Annotated in this window: 9 protein-coding genes; 2 read left to right on the forward strand and 7 right to left on the reverse strand. The window is 64.6% G+C overall.

The window, feature by feature from the left end; all coding sequences use genetic code 11:
* Positions 1-58 precede the first annotated feature (58 nt).
* Positions 59-1,000: an acetyl-CoA carboxylase, carboxyltransferase subunit beta gene (gene accD / locus BUA38_RS14090; RefSeq protein WP_072818531.1), complete on the forward strand. Its 942-nt coding sequence runs from the start codon at positions 59-61 to the stop codon at positions 998-1,000.
* Between the two features lie 86 nt (positions 1,001-1,086).
* Positions 1,087-2,331 carry a bifunctional folylpolyglutamate synthase/dihydrofolate synthase gene (locus BUA38_RS14095; protein WP_083587991.1) on the forward strand — a complete coding sequence of 415 codons (1,245 nt, stop codon included), beginning with the start codon at positions 1,087-1,089 and terminating at the stop codon, positions 2,329-2,331.
* 54 nt (positions 2,332-2,385) lie between these two features.
* On the opposite strand, the gene trxA is transcribed toward BUA38_RS14095, so the two are convergent.
* From trxA to BUA38_RS14130, 7 genes are all read right to left on the reverse strand, one after another.
* Positions 2,386-2,706, reverse strand: a complete 321-nt coding sequence (gene trxA, locus BUA38_RS14100) for a thioredoxin (RefSeq protein WP_072818535.1) — start codon at positions 2,704-2,706, stop codon at positions 2,386-2,388.
* A gap of 71 nt (positions 2,707-2,777) precedes the next feature.
* Positions 2,778-6,305, reverse strand: a complete 3,528-nt coding sequence (gene addA / locus BUA38_RS14105) for a double-strand break repair helicase AddA (RefSeq protein WP_072826115.1) — start codon at positions 6,303-6,305, stop codon at positions 2,778-2,780.
* Positions 6,299-9,442, reverse strand: coding sequence for a double-strand break repair protein AddB (gene addB, locus BUA38_RS14110; RefSeq protein WP_072818536.1), 3,144 nt, complete (start codon positions 9,440-9,442; stop codon positions 6,299-6,301). Before addB ends, addA begins: the two co-directional genes overlap by 7 nt.
* A gap of 120 nt (positions 9,443-9,562) precedes the next feature.
* On the reverse strand, positions 9,563-10,285 hold the full coding sequence (locus tag BUA38_RS14115; protein ID WP_072818538.1) for a nucleotidyltransferase family protein: 723 nt from the start codon (positions 10,283-10,285) through the stop codon (positions 9,563-9,565).
* Between the two features lie 183 nt (positions 10,286-10,468).
* On the reverse strand, positions 10,469-10,777 hold the full coding sequence (locus BUA38_RS14120) for a PilZ domain-containing protein (protein WP_072818540.1): 309 nt from the start codon (positions 10,775-10,777) through the stop codon (positions 10,469-10,471).
* Positions 10,778-10,879: 102 nt separating this feature from the next.
* Positions 10,880-12,415, reverse strand: a complete 1,536-nt coding sequence (gene tsaE / locus BUA38_RS14125; RefSeq protein WP_072818542.1) for a tRNA (adenosine(37)-N6)-threonylcarbamoyltransferase complex ATPase subunit type 1 TsaE — start codon at positions 12,413-12,415, stop codon at positions 10,880-10,882.
* Positions 12,412-14,919 (reverse strand): sensor histidine kinase, encoded by a 2,508-nt coding sequence (locus tag BUA38_RS14130; RefSeq protein WP_072818544.1) that lies wholly within the window; start codon positions 14,917-14,919, stop codon positions 12,412-12,414. Before BUA38_RS14130 ends, tsaE begins: the two co-directional genes overlap by 4 nt.
* Positions 14,920-15,036 lie beyond the last annotated feature (117 nt).

Genomic DNA, 15,036 nt, shown 5'->3' on the forward strand with positions numbered 1-15,036 from the left:
GGGCCCTTTCGGGAAGGCCATATATGTTGAGACGCATGAAGGCAGTTCGGAGCAAACCATGAATTGGCTCACCAACGTCGTCCGGCCGAAGATTCGCAACATTCTGCGCCGTGAGACGCCCGAGAATTTGTGGATCAAGTGTCCGGACTCAGGGCAGCTCGTGTTCTACAAGGACGTCGAGGCCAATCAGTTCGTCATTCCCGGTTCGAACTATCACATGCGCATGGGCGCAGTCGCGCGCTTGAAGTCGATCTTCGACAACGAGACATGGTTCGATGTCGCGCTGCCGGAAGTGCAGGCCGATCCCTTAAAATTCCGTGACGAGCGCAAATACGTCGATCGCGTGCGGGATGCGCGAGCGCGGACCGGGCTCAACGATGCCGTCAAGGTTGGCTACGGCAGGCTCGAGGGTGCTGCCGTCGTCATTGCCGTGCAGGATTTCGATTTCATGGGTGGCTCGCTCGGGATGGCGGCGGGCGAGGCGATCGTGCGCGGGCTAGAGCTTGCGCTGGAAAAGAAATCGCCCTTCATCGTATTTGCCGCTTCCGGTGGCGCGCGCATGCAGGAAGGCATCCTGTCGCTGATGCAGATGCCGCGGACCACGGTCGCCATCCAAATGCTGCGTGAGGCGAAACTGCCTTACATCGTCGTGCTGACCAATCCGACCACCGGCGGCGTCACGGCCTCCTATGCCATGCTCGGCGACGTGCAGATTGCCGAGCCCGGCGCCCTGATCGGCTTTGCCGGCGCACGCGTGATCGAACAGACCATTCGCGAGAAATTGCCGGATGGATTCCAGCGCGCCGAATATCTGAAAGACCACGGCATGGTCGATATGGTCGTACATCGTCACGAGCTGCGTCCGACGCTGGCGCGGCTCTGCCGCATCCTGACCAAATCGCCGGCGACGGCAAACGAGTCGAAACCGGCTGCGCCCGTGGCGATGCCGGCCACGATCCCTTCGCCAGCGGAGATGGCGCCGGCCGCGCCATCCGCGTGAGCGGATCATCGCCGGTGCCGCACGGCGACCTGATTGCCCGCGTGTCGCAACTGCATCCCAAGCGCATCGACCTCGGTCTGGAGCGCATGCAACTGTTGTTGCAGCGGCTCGATCATCCGGAGCGCAAGCTGCCACCGGTCATTCATGTCGCCGGCACCAACGGCAAGGGCTCGACGATTGCGTACTTGCGAGCGATCCTGGAAGCCGCCGGTCATCGCGTCCACGTCTTCACCTCACCGCACCTGGTCAGACTTAACGAGTGCTACAGGCTTGGCCGTATCGGCGGTGGCGTCCTTGCCGATGACGCGGAGTTGTCCGCGGCGTTCGAGCGTTGCGAGCGCGCCAATGCCGGCGAGCCGATTACGCTCTTCGAAATCGAAACCGCCGCCGCCTTCGATCTGTTCGCGCGGCATCCGGCGGATGCGGTCCTGCTCGAGGTCGGTCTCGGCGGAAGGCTCGATGCCACCAATGTGATCGAGCGGCCCGTGGCCAGCGTGATCACGCCGGTCGGGATCGATCACACCGAATTTCTCGGCCCCTCGCTGCGATCGATCGCGACTGAAAAAGCCGGCATCATCAAGCGCGGCGTTCCCGTCATTTGCGCGCAACAGGAGCCGGAGGCGCTGGCCGAGATCGAGCAATGTGCGAAGCGGCAGCGCGCGGCCCTTCATCGCGCGGGCGAGGAGTGGCATGTCAGTGTCGAGCGCGGGCGCCTAGTTTATCAGGACGAGCGCGGCTTGCTCGATCTCCGGGCGCCGCGGCTGTTCGGCCGTCATCAGTTCGACAACGCCGGCCTTGCGGTGGCGACGTTGCGCGCCATCGACGCTTTCAGAGTTGACGCAGCTGCGTTCGAGGCGGGCGTGGCAACCGCCGAATGGCCGGCGCGGATGCAGCGTCTGGGCCCCGGCCCGTTGGTGGATCAAGGACCTGCGGGCGGGGAAATCTGGCTCGACGGTGGCCACAATGCGGAAGGTGGCCGTGTCGCAGCCGCCGCGCTCGGCGATCTGGAAGAGCGCGTGTCGCGTCCGCTGGTCGTGATCGTCGGCATGATGGCGAACAAGGACGCCGCCGGCTTTCTCGCCAATTTCGCCGGCCTCACCCGCCACATCATCGCGGTCACGATCCCGGATCGCGAAGGCGCCATGCCGCTTGATAGGTTGATGGATGCCGCGCGTGGCTTGAGCATGCGCGTGGAGAGCGCCGCCAGCGTCGAGGCGGCTTTACGGACCGTCGCCCAGCTCGCCTATGAAGTTCGGCCACGCATCCTGATCACGGGATCGCTCTATCTTGCCGGCCATGTGCTCGCCGCGAACGGCACGCCGCCGAATTAAAAACGGCCGGCTTGCGCCGGCCGTCCGAAATATCATCTCGTTTCGCGAAAGCGATCAGACCGCAGCGGTGATCCACTGCTGAAGCTTTGCCTTCGGCGCGGCGCCGACCTGACGCGAGGCCATCTCGCCGCCCTTGAAAATCATCAGGGTCGGGATCGACATCACACCGTATTTCGACGCGGTCTTCGGGCTCTCGTCGACGTTCAGCTTGACGATCTTGACCTTGTCGCCCATCGCACCGGCAATCTCGTCGAGCGCCGGAGCGATCATGCGACACGGGCCGCACCATTCAGCCCAGAAATCGACAACGACCGGGCCCTGCGCCTTGAGCACCTCGGCTTCGAAATCGGTGTCGGAAACCTTACCAACGGACATCTGAATACCTCGTTCGGTTCAGGAGATGCGGCATCTTCGGAAGAATCGCCGCAGGGATCATGCAACCCAAACTATGAACGCACCCTTGCTGGGTCAAGCTTTGGCGTCCCGCTACCAATGGATGCCAGTTCGGCGTCCAGCGAAGAAGCCGAAATCTCCATCAATTCAGGGGTTTCGGTCCAAAGTAATGCCGCCCGGATCGGCTTCTGGGGATAAAGTTTCGCAAGGAGCGCGCGGTAAAGGGCCAATTGCCTGACATAAGCAGCGGGCGCCTCCGCCGCGGAAGCGGGCGGGGCCTGGTTGGTCTTGAAATCGACGATCAAAATTTCGTTTTCGGTGACCACCAGACGGTCGACCTGCCCGGAAACCGTGACCGGCGCGCCGCCCGGCCGGTCGAGTCGGCCGACCACAGGCACCTCCGCGCGGCTGCCGTCCGCGAAGACGGCCGCGAATCGGACATCGCCGATCAGCGCAAGCACGTTTGCGGCGAGCGCGTCCTGTTCGCCTCCGGTCCAGTCGCTGGCGTTACGATGCAGAAAATTGAGCGCGGCATCGCGCCGCCGCGCAGGCGCGACATCGGGTAGTGATTGCAGCAGCCGATGCACCAGCGTGCCACGTTGTAAAGCGCGCGACCGCTGTTCGACCGCTTCGCTGGATTTGATACGCCGCGCCTTGTTGCCATCCGCTTTGTTGTCACCGGCATCGGATGGACGCAGCAGGTCCGCCGTTGTCGACCGGTGAGGCAGCGGCGTTCGCAGCCATGACGGCAACGCAAGTGGCGCGCTTGCCGCCGCCGTGATCGCGCCGCCGGTGTGTGCGCCGTCTTCCGGCCGTGTATAGCGCCGGATCGCCCCGTCATCCGTATCGAGGATCTCTTCCTGAAGTCCGGAAGCCGCAAGGCCCGTGTCGGCCAGATCGTACCAGCAGAGTTTTCGAATGGTGTTGACGTTGCCGGGCTTGATCCCTGCGACGATCAGCCGGTCGGCGGCGCGCGTCATCGCCACATAAAGCAGCCGGCGATACTCATCCTCGGTCTCGGCGAGCATCGCCTCTCTTGCCTTCGCGACGCCCAAGGGATCGTCGGCCTTCCTGCCGGCCCAGACCATGACGTTGCCGCCGTTACCTCGCGGCAGCTGGATCAGCCGCAATCGCTGCGTATCCGCCGGCGACGACGTCGTATCCACCATGAAGACGACGGACGCTTCCAGGCCCTTGGCGCCGTGCACGGTCATGACGCGGACCTCGTCGCGCGAGATCTCCATGTCGCGCTTCACTTCAGTGTCGGCCAAACGCAGCCAGGCCATGAAGCCCTGCAACGACGCCGGGGCCTTGCGCTCGTAATTCAGCGCGAGCTCGAGAAACTCGTCGAGCGCGTCGTTGGCTTCATGGCCAAGCCGCCGCAGAATGCGCTGCCGGCCGCCGTCGCCGCCGAGCAGCCAGGCGTAGAATGCGAATGGCGTTTCATGGACGACGCGACGCTCGCATTCTTCCAGCCGCGCCAGCGCATCCCCAGATTTCGGATGGATCGCGGCGTGCTGCGACAGCGCCGCGCGCAACGAACCCTTGCGCTCCCAGGCGAGCGTGAAGAGGTCGTCGTCGTCCAGTCCGAACAACGGGCTCTTCAAGGCGACCGCGAGCGCCAGATCGTCCTGCGGCAGCAGCAGCGCATCCGCGAGGTTCATCAGGTCGATGATCGCGATGTGCTCGGTCAGTTTCAGCCGGTCGGCGCCGGCGACCGGGATGCTGGCGTGCTTCAATGCCTGGATCACCGCGTCGAACAGATTGCCGCGCCGGCGCACCAGAATCAGCACGTCGCCGTAAGCCAGACGCCGGCGCGCGCCATTGGGGCCGGTCATGGTGCCGCTTGCAACCAGCCGCTTGATCTCGGCCTGAATGCGTTGTGAGAGTTTGACTTCGGGGCTCGTCACGGAGACGCCATCGAACGGCGCGCGCCAGCCCTCGATGTCCTTGCGGTCGTCGGCTTCCGCCAGCGGCCATAACTCGATCACGCTCGGACCGGCATCGTCGAGCGAAAGATGCGGCGGCATGCCGTCACGATCGGTGGTGATGCTCTGGTAGACCTCGGGCAACTGGAATGCGCTTTCCACTGCGCGCAACACGCCGGCGCCGGACCGGAACGAATAGGTGAAGGAGATCGCTTCGAAGCCGAGGCCGGCCGCCTTGAAACGTGAGCTGAAGTTCTGACGGCGTTCGGCGAACTCACGAGGTGCTGCGCCCTGGAACGAGAAGATCGACTGCTTTTCGTCGCCGACCGCAAACACCGTGCGCGTGACGCCGTCGCGCGCGCCGTGGCCGGCAGCAAATTCGGAAATGATATGCTCGACGATGTCCCATTGCCGCGGACTCGTATCCTGCGCCTCATCGATCAGAACATGGTCGACACCGCGATCGAGCTTGTAGTGTACCCAGCCGGCCGAAATCTTATTCAGCATGGCCAGCGTCTTGTCGATCAGGTCGTCATAGTCGAGCAGTCCGCGCTCTTCCTTCTCGCGCCGGTAATTTGCCGCGGCCGCAATCGCGATATGCAGCAGCGCCTCGGTGCGGTCTCGCGTAATCACGGCGCGACGCTTTTCGATCAACGGCGCAAGGCGCGCGATCTCATTGTCGAACAGGCGGGCGACGGATGGATTTTTGTCGACGAAAGCCTTAGTCAGGACAGCTGCCCGCGGCTCCTTTTTGTCGGTGAGAAATACGGAGAGATATTCATCGACTTGCGCCGTACCAATGACGGCCAGCGACGCGCGCAATTGTTCGGCTTGCTTCTGGTCTTGTTTGCTACTGGCAGCGAGCACGCCTGCGATTTCCAGCCAACGCCTGCGTGGCAGATAGGGGCCGTCGAGGATTTCGCGCTCGACCTCCTCGACACGTTCATCCGCGCTCACGCCGAGCGCCGCAGACATCTGCGCTGCCGCGGCTTCGGCATTTCCGGCGGCATCGGTCCAGGCCAGGAAATGATCGCGGGACAGACACGCCTCGCGCACGACGTCCTTGAAGGTGACGTCGGCGGCGTTCGCCATCGCGGTCTGGAGTGCGCGGCCAAGCACGCTGTCGGGGACGCGCGAGGCCTCGAGAAAGACCTTGAGGTTGGCGCGCTCCATCATGTCGGTCTGGTCGCGATCGTCGAGCACGGCAAAGCGCGCCGGCACGTTGGCCTCGAACGGAAACTGCTGCAACAGCCGCGTGCAGAGCGCGTGGATGGTCTGCACCTTCAAGCCACCCGGCGTCTCCAGCGCCCGCGCGAACAGTTCGCGCGCGACCTTGCGCAGCCTCACGGTGGGATGTGGAAGCCCGGCGTCGCGGATCGCCGCATCGAGCGCATCGTTGTCGAGTGTCACCCAGTGACCGAGCGTGGTGAACACACGCTCCGCCATGTTGGCGGCCGCCGCCTTGGTGAAGGTGATGCACAGGATCTTTTCCGGCGGCACGCCCGACAGCAACAGGCGGATCACGCGTTGCACCAGCACGTGCGTCTTGCCGGAGCCCGCATTCGCCGAGACGAAGGAGGAGAGAGCCGGATTCGAGGCGCTCGCCTGCTTGTCGCGGACCGCGTCGGGGATGCTGCGCACGGCCTTCACCATTCCGGCAACCCCAATCCACCGGCCGCCGACCACTCCTTGATCCGCGCCAGATCGTCATAGACGCCGTAGCGATTGGTCCACATCGGCAGGTTCAGCGAGCGGTACGGCTCGGCCTCATTCTCGAATTTGCGGATCAGTGCCTCCAGCTGTACGAGCGCGTAGTCCGCGGCTTCATCGGGCGGCTGGGGCGTTTCGTTCCTGATCTTCAGCTCCAGCGATTTGTGCTCGCCGGGCGGGTTGTTGCCGCTGATCCTGACATAAGCGAGTTCGCCGACGGATGAGCCGGCATCGATGCCGTCGAAGCCGCCCTGGCGCAGGATAGCCGATTCCAGCGTGAGCTGCGGCGACAGACCCATCCGCACCTGTTTTCCGGTCGGCGGCGTTCCTGTCTTGTAGTCGAGGACGACAAAGCTGCCGTCGGCGCGGCGCTCGATGCGGTCGGCGCGCGCGGAGAGATAGAACGTGCGCCCGTCGTCAAGGGGAATCGCAATCTCGCCGCGGATCTCCGCACGGATCGCGGCTATATTGCCCCGGCGCGACGCCTCCCATTCGGAAAACCACCTGATGACGCGCTGGAAGCGCGGCCACCACAAGGCGCGCGCCTCGGGCCGTTCCATCAGCGGCGCAAAATATTTTTGACCGATCTCGCGGAGCGCTGCGACGGGATCGGCGGGCAGGTCCCTGGCAAAGCTCTTGGTGAAGTCACCGAGTGAATCGTGGATCGCCGAGCCGCGATCGGCGGCCGACAGCGGCATATCGACGGGATCGAGCGCCTCGAGCTTGAGGATATGCTTGGCATAAATGGTGTAGGGATCGCGCAGCCAGTCTTCGATCGCGGTGACGGATAGTTTCAGCGGCCGTGTGGCGCGCGGCGGCGTTGGCGCGGGCTGCGCCACCGGCTCGACCTTCTCGGGCGCATCGAGCGCCAGCGCAAAATCGACGTATTGCTGGCCTGCTTGTTTGGCTGCTTCCCAGCGCGTTTCGCCCGCCACCGCTTCGAGGCGATGCAGGAAACGCGAGGCGACCGCAGGCGCGCCGCCGGCCTTGGCGGAATGACTGAGGATCACGTCCTCGGTGCCAAGCAACTGCGCGAAGTCATGGGCCGACAGGCCGATACGCCGCTCCGGCAGATCGAGGCCCAACTCGTGCCGCATCGGCCGGCTCAGCCAGGGATCGGTGCGCGGCGCCGGCGGCCAGACGCCTTCGATCAATCCACCGGCGATGACGCGGTCGGTCTGTATCAGTCGCGATTCCAGCGGGCCGTAGATGTGCAGCGTCGCGCCTGACTTCTCCGGCCGCCGCACCGCGCGATCGGCGAACGCGGTCTGGAATACTTCGGCGTAATCGGGCAGTGCCACCGCAAGGCTGCTTTGTTGCTGTTTGGCAAGCAAATCGTCGAAGGCAGATGCGAGCGCGAGTCCTTCTTGCCCTTCGAACGCGACGGCAACGCCGTCGGCATCCTCCGACAGCGCGATCAGAACCTCGCGATGGCGCGCGGCGATTTCCGCGAAATCATGGGGCCGCGTCGAGGAGAGGCTTTCCATCGGCGCCAGCGCCGCCTGCAAGGCCGCGACCAGCGCCTGCGCGCGGTCGAGTTCCGGATCGGTCAGCCGTGCCCGCTTCTCCGCTTTGTGCAGCAGCGAGACTTCGCCGTTGCGAAGTTTTGCGAGCTCACCGCGAAAGCGTGCAAAATCTTGCGCCAGGCCACGGGTAGCCGCTTGCGGCCGCGTTCCGCGCAGCAGAGCCAGTTCAAGTGTTTCGATCGCAAGACGATGAGCCCCCGCCGCCGCACCGAGCCGGCATAGCGGATGTTTGAGCAGCGCCAGCAGCGCCGGCGGTTCCAGGCCTTTGGTGGCCGCTTCCGCCGCGAGGCGCGCGAAAACGCCAGCGGAGGTTTCGATCAATGCGTCGCCGCCGGAATCATCGAAGTCGAGATTCCAGCGCGCCAGCGCCGCCATCACCCGACGCGCCAGCGCGCGGTCCGGCGTCACCAGTGCGGCCGACTTCTGCAAATGGGTAGCCTCGCGCATGGCGATGGCGATCGACAGCGCTTCCATTTCCGGATTGGGCGCCTCGATCACGGCGAGGTTCTTCATGCCGCTCGCGATATGCTCGGCGATCTCGGACTTGCCCAAGCGGTCGTGCCATTGCGCCGTCGCATTGGACGGCCGCATCGTTTCGGACAGCAGCACCTCGCGTCCGAACGGCGCGGGCGCTCCCAAAATCTCGACATCGCGGCGGTCGATGCCGAAACGCTCCAGCAGCGCATGCATCGCATATTGCGGATGGCTCGAGGCGGGGTGTTCGACGAACCGTCCCTCATCGTCCCGCTTGCCGCCGATGCTTTGCCAGGCGTCTTCGTCGAGATCGGTATCGAGCCCGGGCAGAATCACCGCGCCCTGAGGCAGCGCGCCAATCACGTGGAGGAATTTTGCGGTCGTCGGCATCGATCCGGTCGAACCGGCCGCGATGACCGGACCGGCATGATGGCTGGCAAGACGCTTGGCTTCGGCGTCGATCAGGCGGTCGCGCCGCGTCGCCGGCTCGATTCTGCCGATTTCCGTCAGGTAGGCCGGCCAGACCTCGCGCGCGATTTGCAGGAACCGAAGCGTGAGTTGCCAGTATTGATCGAGCGCGTCGGGCACGAGCCCATCCAGTGCGTTCCAGTCGACGCCGCGCGTGGCCATGTCGTCGATCAGCCGGGCGAGGTCGCTGGCGAGCGCGAGCGTCGAAGCTGGGCTACCGACCACCAGCGGCGAGGCCTCGGAACTCTTCGCCCATGCGGCGACCAGCTTTGCCAGCGTCAGTCTGCGTTCGAGTTCGCCGAGACTGGGCGGAAGCTCGAGCGTCGCCGCGCCGCCGTAGCTATCGCTTTCCTCGGCGAAAGCCAGTTCGTCTTCGTCGATATCGCCGAGCGCGACGATCCGCGGCAGCAGCACGGCCTCCGTGCCGAGCACTTCGAGAAAGATTTCCCGCACCAGCCGTCCCGAGCGCCGGGTGGGAAGGTAGAGCGTGGCCTGCGTCAGCCTTTCCGGCTGCTTGCGCGCCTCAAAGCCTTCGATCAGCCGGCCGTCGATCAGCGCCGCGACAACGCTGCGCAAGAACGGCACGGAGGAGGGAACGCTGAGGACGCGCATGGGCCGCCTGATTCGAATTAGAAGCAGGCTCTATCATGGCACGAGCTATTTGGGGCCGGGATTCTAATTCCCCGCTAGATCGTCATGCGCGGGGGTGACGCTGCCCGGCAGCGGGTTGGCTCAAGCCACACTCTCGAGGAACGCCTCTTCGGCGGCGCCGATCGCGTCCGGTGTGCCGACATGCATCCAGGTGCCGTCGAGCCGCAGCCCAAACAGCCGCTCCTGTTCGTTGGCGGCGTCGAACATTTTGGTCAGTGAGAATTCGCCGCTCGGCGCGCCGGCGAAGATCGCAGGCGAGATGATCGCAACGCCGGCATAGACAAACGGAACAACCTGATGCTCTTTGCGCTTGCGCAACGCGCCGTCGGGCAGCATCGCGTAGTCGCCGTTGCCTTCATAACCCGTCGATCCGGCGGTCGGCGCCATCAAGAGCAGGATGTCCATCCGCGCCGGATCAAAGGCGTCCGCCAGCCGCGCCAAATTCGGCCGCACGCCGTCGATCCAAAGCGTATCGGCATTGAGATGAAAGAACGGCTCGGCGCCGAGCAGCGGCAGCGCCTTGACGACACCGCCGCCGGTGCCGAGCACCTGGTTGCGTTCGTCCGAGACGATCACGCGCGGCCGCTTGCGCGGTGCGACGTACTCGATGATCTGGTCCGGCAGGTAATGAACGTTGACGATTGCCTCGGTCACGCCGGCATCGCTGAGCTTGTCGAGCACGTGATCGAGCAGCGGCCGGCCGGCCACAGGCACCAGCGGCTTCGGCATCCGGTCCGTCAGCGGACGCATCCGCAGGCCGAGACCGGCGGCAAGGACCATGGCTTTGTCGGGTTTGACGGGCATTCCGGATGGCTCTCGCGTTCAGGTTCCCACCGCGTGGCGGGAAAGGTCAACCCCGTTTGCCCTGGATGCAGGCGGTCGGAACGACCCGAAAATCATATCACGGCGATTCGGGCGGCGCAGTGACTAGCCGACCGCCATAGTCGCCCGATATGACGGCGGTAAGACGGGTTCAGGCGAGCGAATTCAGGCCTCAGCAGGCCGCCGCGCCTTCTTCTTCTTGTCGCCCATCTTGAGAAAATTGACGCCGATCTGGTCGCCGTTCACCCATGCGAGCTCGCACCGGCGATAGGCAAGTCCGGTCGACGACAACAGCAAAAAGAATTCCTTCAGATGCAATCCTTCGACCGAGCCTTCGATGGTCAGTTTGGCGCCGGTCTCGGAAACGTCTTCCATGGTGCAGTCGCGGCGCCACGTGCCGTCGATGCCCATCATGTGCGCGCCAAATCCTCGCTCGAACGTGACGCGTTCACCTCTGCGACGCTCTGTCACCATTGTACTCCGTCCTCACGTAGCCGTGCCGGGAAACAGATCATGTTTGCGAACAGGGCCACCCGGCAGAATAGGCGGGCGATGGCTAACATCCGGTAAACCGCCTTACGGCGCTGATGCGGCCTGGGGCGGCGGGACATGCGCTTCGTACCAGCCCCGGAGGTCGGCAAGCGCCGGATGGGCCAATGACCGAGTGAGGTAGGTCCAGATCCGCGGCTGGTGGCGCAAATATTGCGGTTTGCCGTCGCGCCGGTTGAGCCGGGCGAAGGTGCCGAGCAGCCGGGTGTTCCGCTGCGCCGACATGATCGCGTAGCTCTCGGCGAAGCCGGCCGGATCGAAGGCATTGTCGGTGGCGTGGCGCGCCTTGATGTAGCGGGTGAACAGCGTCAGCTCGAGCTGTTCGGGAACGTCGATCCGCGCGTCCTGCAACAGCGAGACGAGGTCGTAGGCAGCCGGCCCCAGCACCGCATCCTGAAAGTCGATCACGCCGACTTTTGAAATTCCCGAACGCGCATCGAGCCAGATCAGGTTCGGGGAATGGAAGTCCCGCAGCATCCAGGTTTTCGGCAACGCCGACGTCTTTCCCAGGAGATCGCGCCACTGGGTGACGAACGCGTCGCGCACTGCGCTTGACGGCGCAGTATCGCGATCCGGCAGATACCATTCGAGCATCAGTCCGATCTCGACCAGCATCGCATCGATGTCGAACGGCGGGATCGCGTAGTTGAGCTGCGGCGCCAGCGGCAATACGTCGGGGAGTTTTTTCCAATGCATCGCCGCGAGCATGTCGACGGCGATCTCGTAGCGTTCGGCGATCGGCTGCGACGGCTCGCCGGCGACAAAACCTTCGCGGCCGAAATCCTCGGTGATCAGGAAACCGCCCTCGAGGTCGGCATGATGAATCGCAGGCGCCGAAAGGCCGCGCTCGCGCAAACCGTTGGCGATGGCGACAAAGGGTTTGACGTCCTCCGCCAGATGCACTGCGGCGCTATAGGATTTGCCGTCATAGATCGCGGGCCCGTCGGGACGTCGCGGCGAGTTCATCAGAATGACGGCGGCCTGGTCGCGATAGAGCCGCGCATAAGAACGCGTCGAGGCATCGCCGGCCATGCGCTGGCGTTTCGCGTCGATGAAACCTGCGCCATCGAGGAACTGCCGCAGCGTCTGAAGGCGCGCGACCTGCGCCGCCGCCTTGCCATGGCCCGTAATCTCGGCGGCGCGCGCCGTCGATCCCAGCGCCGGGCGGTGGCTGAAGGCGATGTCGATCCGGTCCGGCGGCAGCGCGTCTGACGCGCGCTCGGGCCATTCGATCAGCGCCACGACGCCTTCCGGTAACGGTGACAGGCCGATCTCTTCCAGCTCATTCGCGTCGTTGATGCGGTAGAGGTCGGCGTGGATAAGGGGAAACGTTGCGAGGTCGTAGCTCTGCGCCAGCGTAAACGTCGGGCTCGGGACCTCGATTTCGGGATCATCGGCAAGGTAGCGGATCAGGGCGCGGGCAGCGGCGGTCTTGCCGGCGCCGAGGTCGCCCGACAGCGTGATGACGTCGCCGGCGCCGATCAGAAGCGCAAGATCGGCCATGAGATGTGCGGTTGCAGCCTCGTTCGCCAGCGCCAGCGAGAATGTCGAGGGAGTGGTCATTCCGCGGCGTTACGATGCGCCGCCTGGTCGAGGGGGAAGTCGCAGGTGACGGTCGTTCCCCCGCCCATGATCGAATCGACGCGCACCCGGCCCCCGTGCAGTTCGACAAAGGATTTCACCAGCGGCAGGCCAAGGCCGGCGCCGCGGTGCCGCGATCCGTTGGAGTGGCTTTCGAACCAGTCGAACACCTTGTCCTTGACCTCGGGCGGAATGCCCGGGCCGCGATCGGTCACCGCAAACGTGACGTGATGGTCGGTACGCCTTGCGCTCAACGTAATCTCCGAGTCCTGCGGCGAAAAGCCGACGGCATTGGCAAGCAGATTGTAGAGCACCTGTACCACGCGTCCACCGTCCGCGACGAAGGTTCCGACGTTCGGATCGACGTCGATCTTGAGCTCGATGTGGTCGCGGGCCAGCCGATCCTGGATTCCCTCCGCCGCATTGTCGATGGCCTTGCGGATATCGACCGGGCCGATCTCGAGCGTCATCGCGCCGGCGTCGATGCTGGCAAGGTCGAGAATATTATTGATCAGGGCGAACAGCGAATTGGTCGAAGCGGTGATGTAGTTGAGGTACTCGGCCTGCTTCGGCACCAGGGGGCCCGTCGTCGGATCGTTGAGAAGGTGCGCAAATCCGATGATCGTGGTCAGCGGCGAGCGCAGTTCGTAGGAGACGTGATGGACGAAGTCGACCTTCATCTGGTCGGCGGTCTCCAGCGCCTCATTGCGTTCGCGCAGCGCTCGCTCGACGTTTTCGGTGTCGGTGATGTCCTGGAATGTCAGCATGTTGGCGCCGTCGGGCAGCGGCATGGTCATGCAATCCAGCACGCTGCCGTCCTTGCGTTCCAGCTTGAGCGGCACCGCGATGCGGTTGTCGATACGGGTGATCGCCTCGCGCAGCACGCGCCAGGTTGCCGCGTCGTCGAACAGCGGCTGGCACCAGGTCTCGACGGTGTCGATATGCGGTTGCTGGCCCAGCGCTTCCGGCGACAGCTTCCACATGCTGGCAAAAGCGGGGTTGAACAGTTGGGCGCGGCCATTGCTGCCGAACACGGCGACGGCCTCCGTGAGGTTGTCGAGTGTTTCGCGCTGAACGCGGATCAGGCCGTCATAGCGCCGCGCCAGATCCAGGCTCTCGGTGACGTCGTCGAACAGATAGGTGACGCCACCTTCCGGATTGGGCGTGGTGACGACGCTGAGCGCCCGGCCGTCCGGCAGGTACCAGGTGTCCTTCTCCGGCTCGACGGCGCGATAGGCCTCATGCAGTTTGACCTTCCAGGCCCGGAAGTCCGGTTGCTCCGGCAGCTTGCGCGCGGCGCGCAGCCGGTCGAGCACGCTTGAATCGTCCGGATTGCTGTCGAGGAAGGTGCGGTCGAGGTCCCACAGCCGGCGATAGCTATCGTTGTAGAAGGCAAGCCGTCCGCGGCCGTCGAATACGGCAACGCCCGAGGAGAGCTGGTCGAGGGTGCGGCGATGGGCGTCCGCCATCCGCACCAGCGCCTCGCTCAGCGCATTGGCCTCCGACGCATCGATCGCGATGCCAACGCTGCCGCCGGCAATATTGAGCGCCTGGACGTCATGGAAGCGCCGCTCGCCGCCGACCACGATCGGCAAGCGCGCGGCAAACGACGACGTTTCCTGCAAGGCGCGGTTCATGTCGGCGCGGTCGCTGCTGTCGAGCAGTTGCACGTTGCGCTCGATCGCGTCGTGAACGGTGGCCGCCTCGGCGGCTTTGGCATAGGCGCCATTGGCATATTGCAGGCTGCCATCGGCATTCTTGGCCCAGATCGGCCAGGGCGCCGCTTGCGCAAAGCCGCGCAGCATCTCGGTCTCCTGCAACAGCGCCCGGTGCCGCTGGTGGGTTTCGGCCAGTTCACGCCGAACGCCGGAAAGCTCGCGAATCCGCACGATGGCCTGACCGCCGATGGCGCGGCCGCTGGCTTCGACGGGAGTTCCATTCGACGCAGTCAGGTTGAGCAGGAATCCTTCGCCATTTTCGCGCAAGGTGTCGATCGCGCGGTCCATTTGCTGGGCCGATGCCGGCGGCAACCAGGTTCCGAATGCGAGAATGCGCTGGGACAATTCCTGCGAGGTGATGGACGAAACGTCGCCGCTGATCTCGGGGCGATCTTCACCGGCAGGCCACGCAATCAGGACCTGAGGCTCGGCAAACAGCAGCGCGCGGTAGCGGTCGGCCTCGCTTTGCAGGCGCTGGATATCGCCGCGCAGCCCGGTCTCGGTCCGTGCCGCGCGCAGCCGCGTTCGCATCAACAGAATGGCGGCGACAACCGAGAAGCCGAGCAGCGACAGGGCGGTCGTGAGCGCTGCGAACTCCTGATGGTTCATGCCGATGAAGTGCAGCCATGAAAGATCGGCCGCATAAGCTGGCTGGGACAGGCCCAATCCAGCCGCGACAACGACAGTTCCTTGGGTTGTCCGTCCGCCGCGTGCGAGTGAGGTGCACGACAGCAAGGTCCGGCGCAACGCCGCGATCACGCCCGACATGGTTTACCCCAATCCGCACGACCTCAGGCTCGGCGAATCCCCCCGCCGTGCGCGAATCAGCGACAATATCGCCAAGGAGACTCGAGGGGTACAGAGTCCAGATCGTGAACGTGAATC

It is taken from the genome of Bradyrhizobium erythrophlei (assembly GCF_900142985.1).
Classification (GTDB): domain Bacteria; phylum Pseudomonadota; class Alphaproteobacteria; order Rhizobiales; family Xanthobacteraceae; genus Bradyrhizobium; species Bradyrhizobium erythrophlei_B.

Excerpts from the sequence above, each read along its gene's own strand:
- accD (WP_072818531.1), top strand. The coding sequence starts at position 59 with ATGAATTGGCTCACCAACGTCGTCCGGCCGAAGATTCGCAACATTCTG.
- BUA38_RS14095 (WP_083587991.1), top strand. The coding sequence starts at position 1,087 with ATGCAACTGTTGTTGCAGCGGCTCGATCATCCGGAGCGCAAGCTGCCA.
- trxA (WP_072818535.1), bottom strand. The coding sequence starts at position 2,706 with ATGTCCGTTGGTAAGGTTTCCGACACCGATTTCGAAGCCGAGGTGCTC.
- addA (WP_072826115.1), bottom strand. The coding sequence starts at position 6,305 with ATGGTGAAGGCCGTGCGCAGCATCCCCGACGCGGTCCGCGACAAGCAG.
- addB (WP_072818536.1), bottom strand. The coding sequence starts at position 9,442 with ATGCGCGTCCTCAGCGTTCCCTCCTCCGTGCCGTTCTTGCGCAGCGTT.
- BUA38_RS14115 (WP_072818538.1), bottom strand. The coding sequence starts at position 10,285 with ATGCCCGTCAAACCCGACAAAGCCATGGTCCTTGCCGCCGGTCTCGGC.
- BUA38_RS14120 (WP_072818540.1), bottom strand. The coding sequence starts at position 10,777 with ATGGTGACAGAGCGTCGCAGAGGTGAACGCGTCACGTTCGAGCGAGGA.
- tsaE (WP_072818542.1), bottom strand. The coding sequence starts at position 12,415 with ATGACCACTCCCTCGACATTCTCGCTGGCGCTGGCGAACGAGGCTGCA.
- BUA38_RS14130 (WP_072818544.1), bottom strand. The coding sequence starts at position 14,919 with ATGTCGGGCGTGATCGCGGCGTTGCGCCGGACCTTGCTGTCGTGCACC.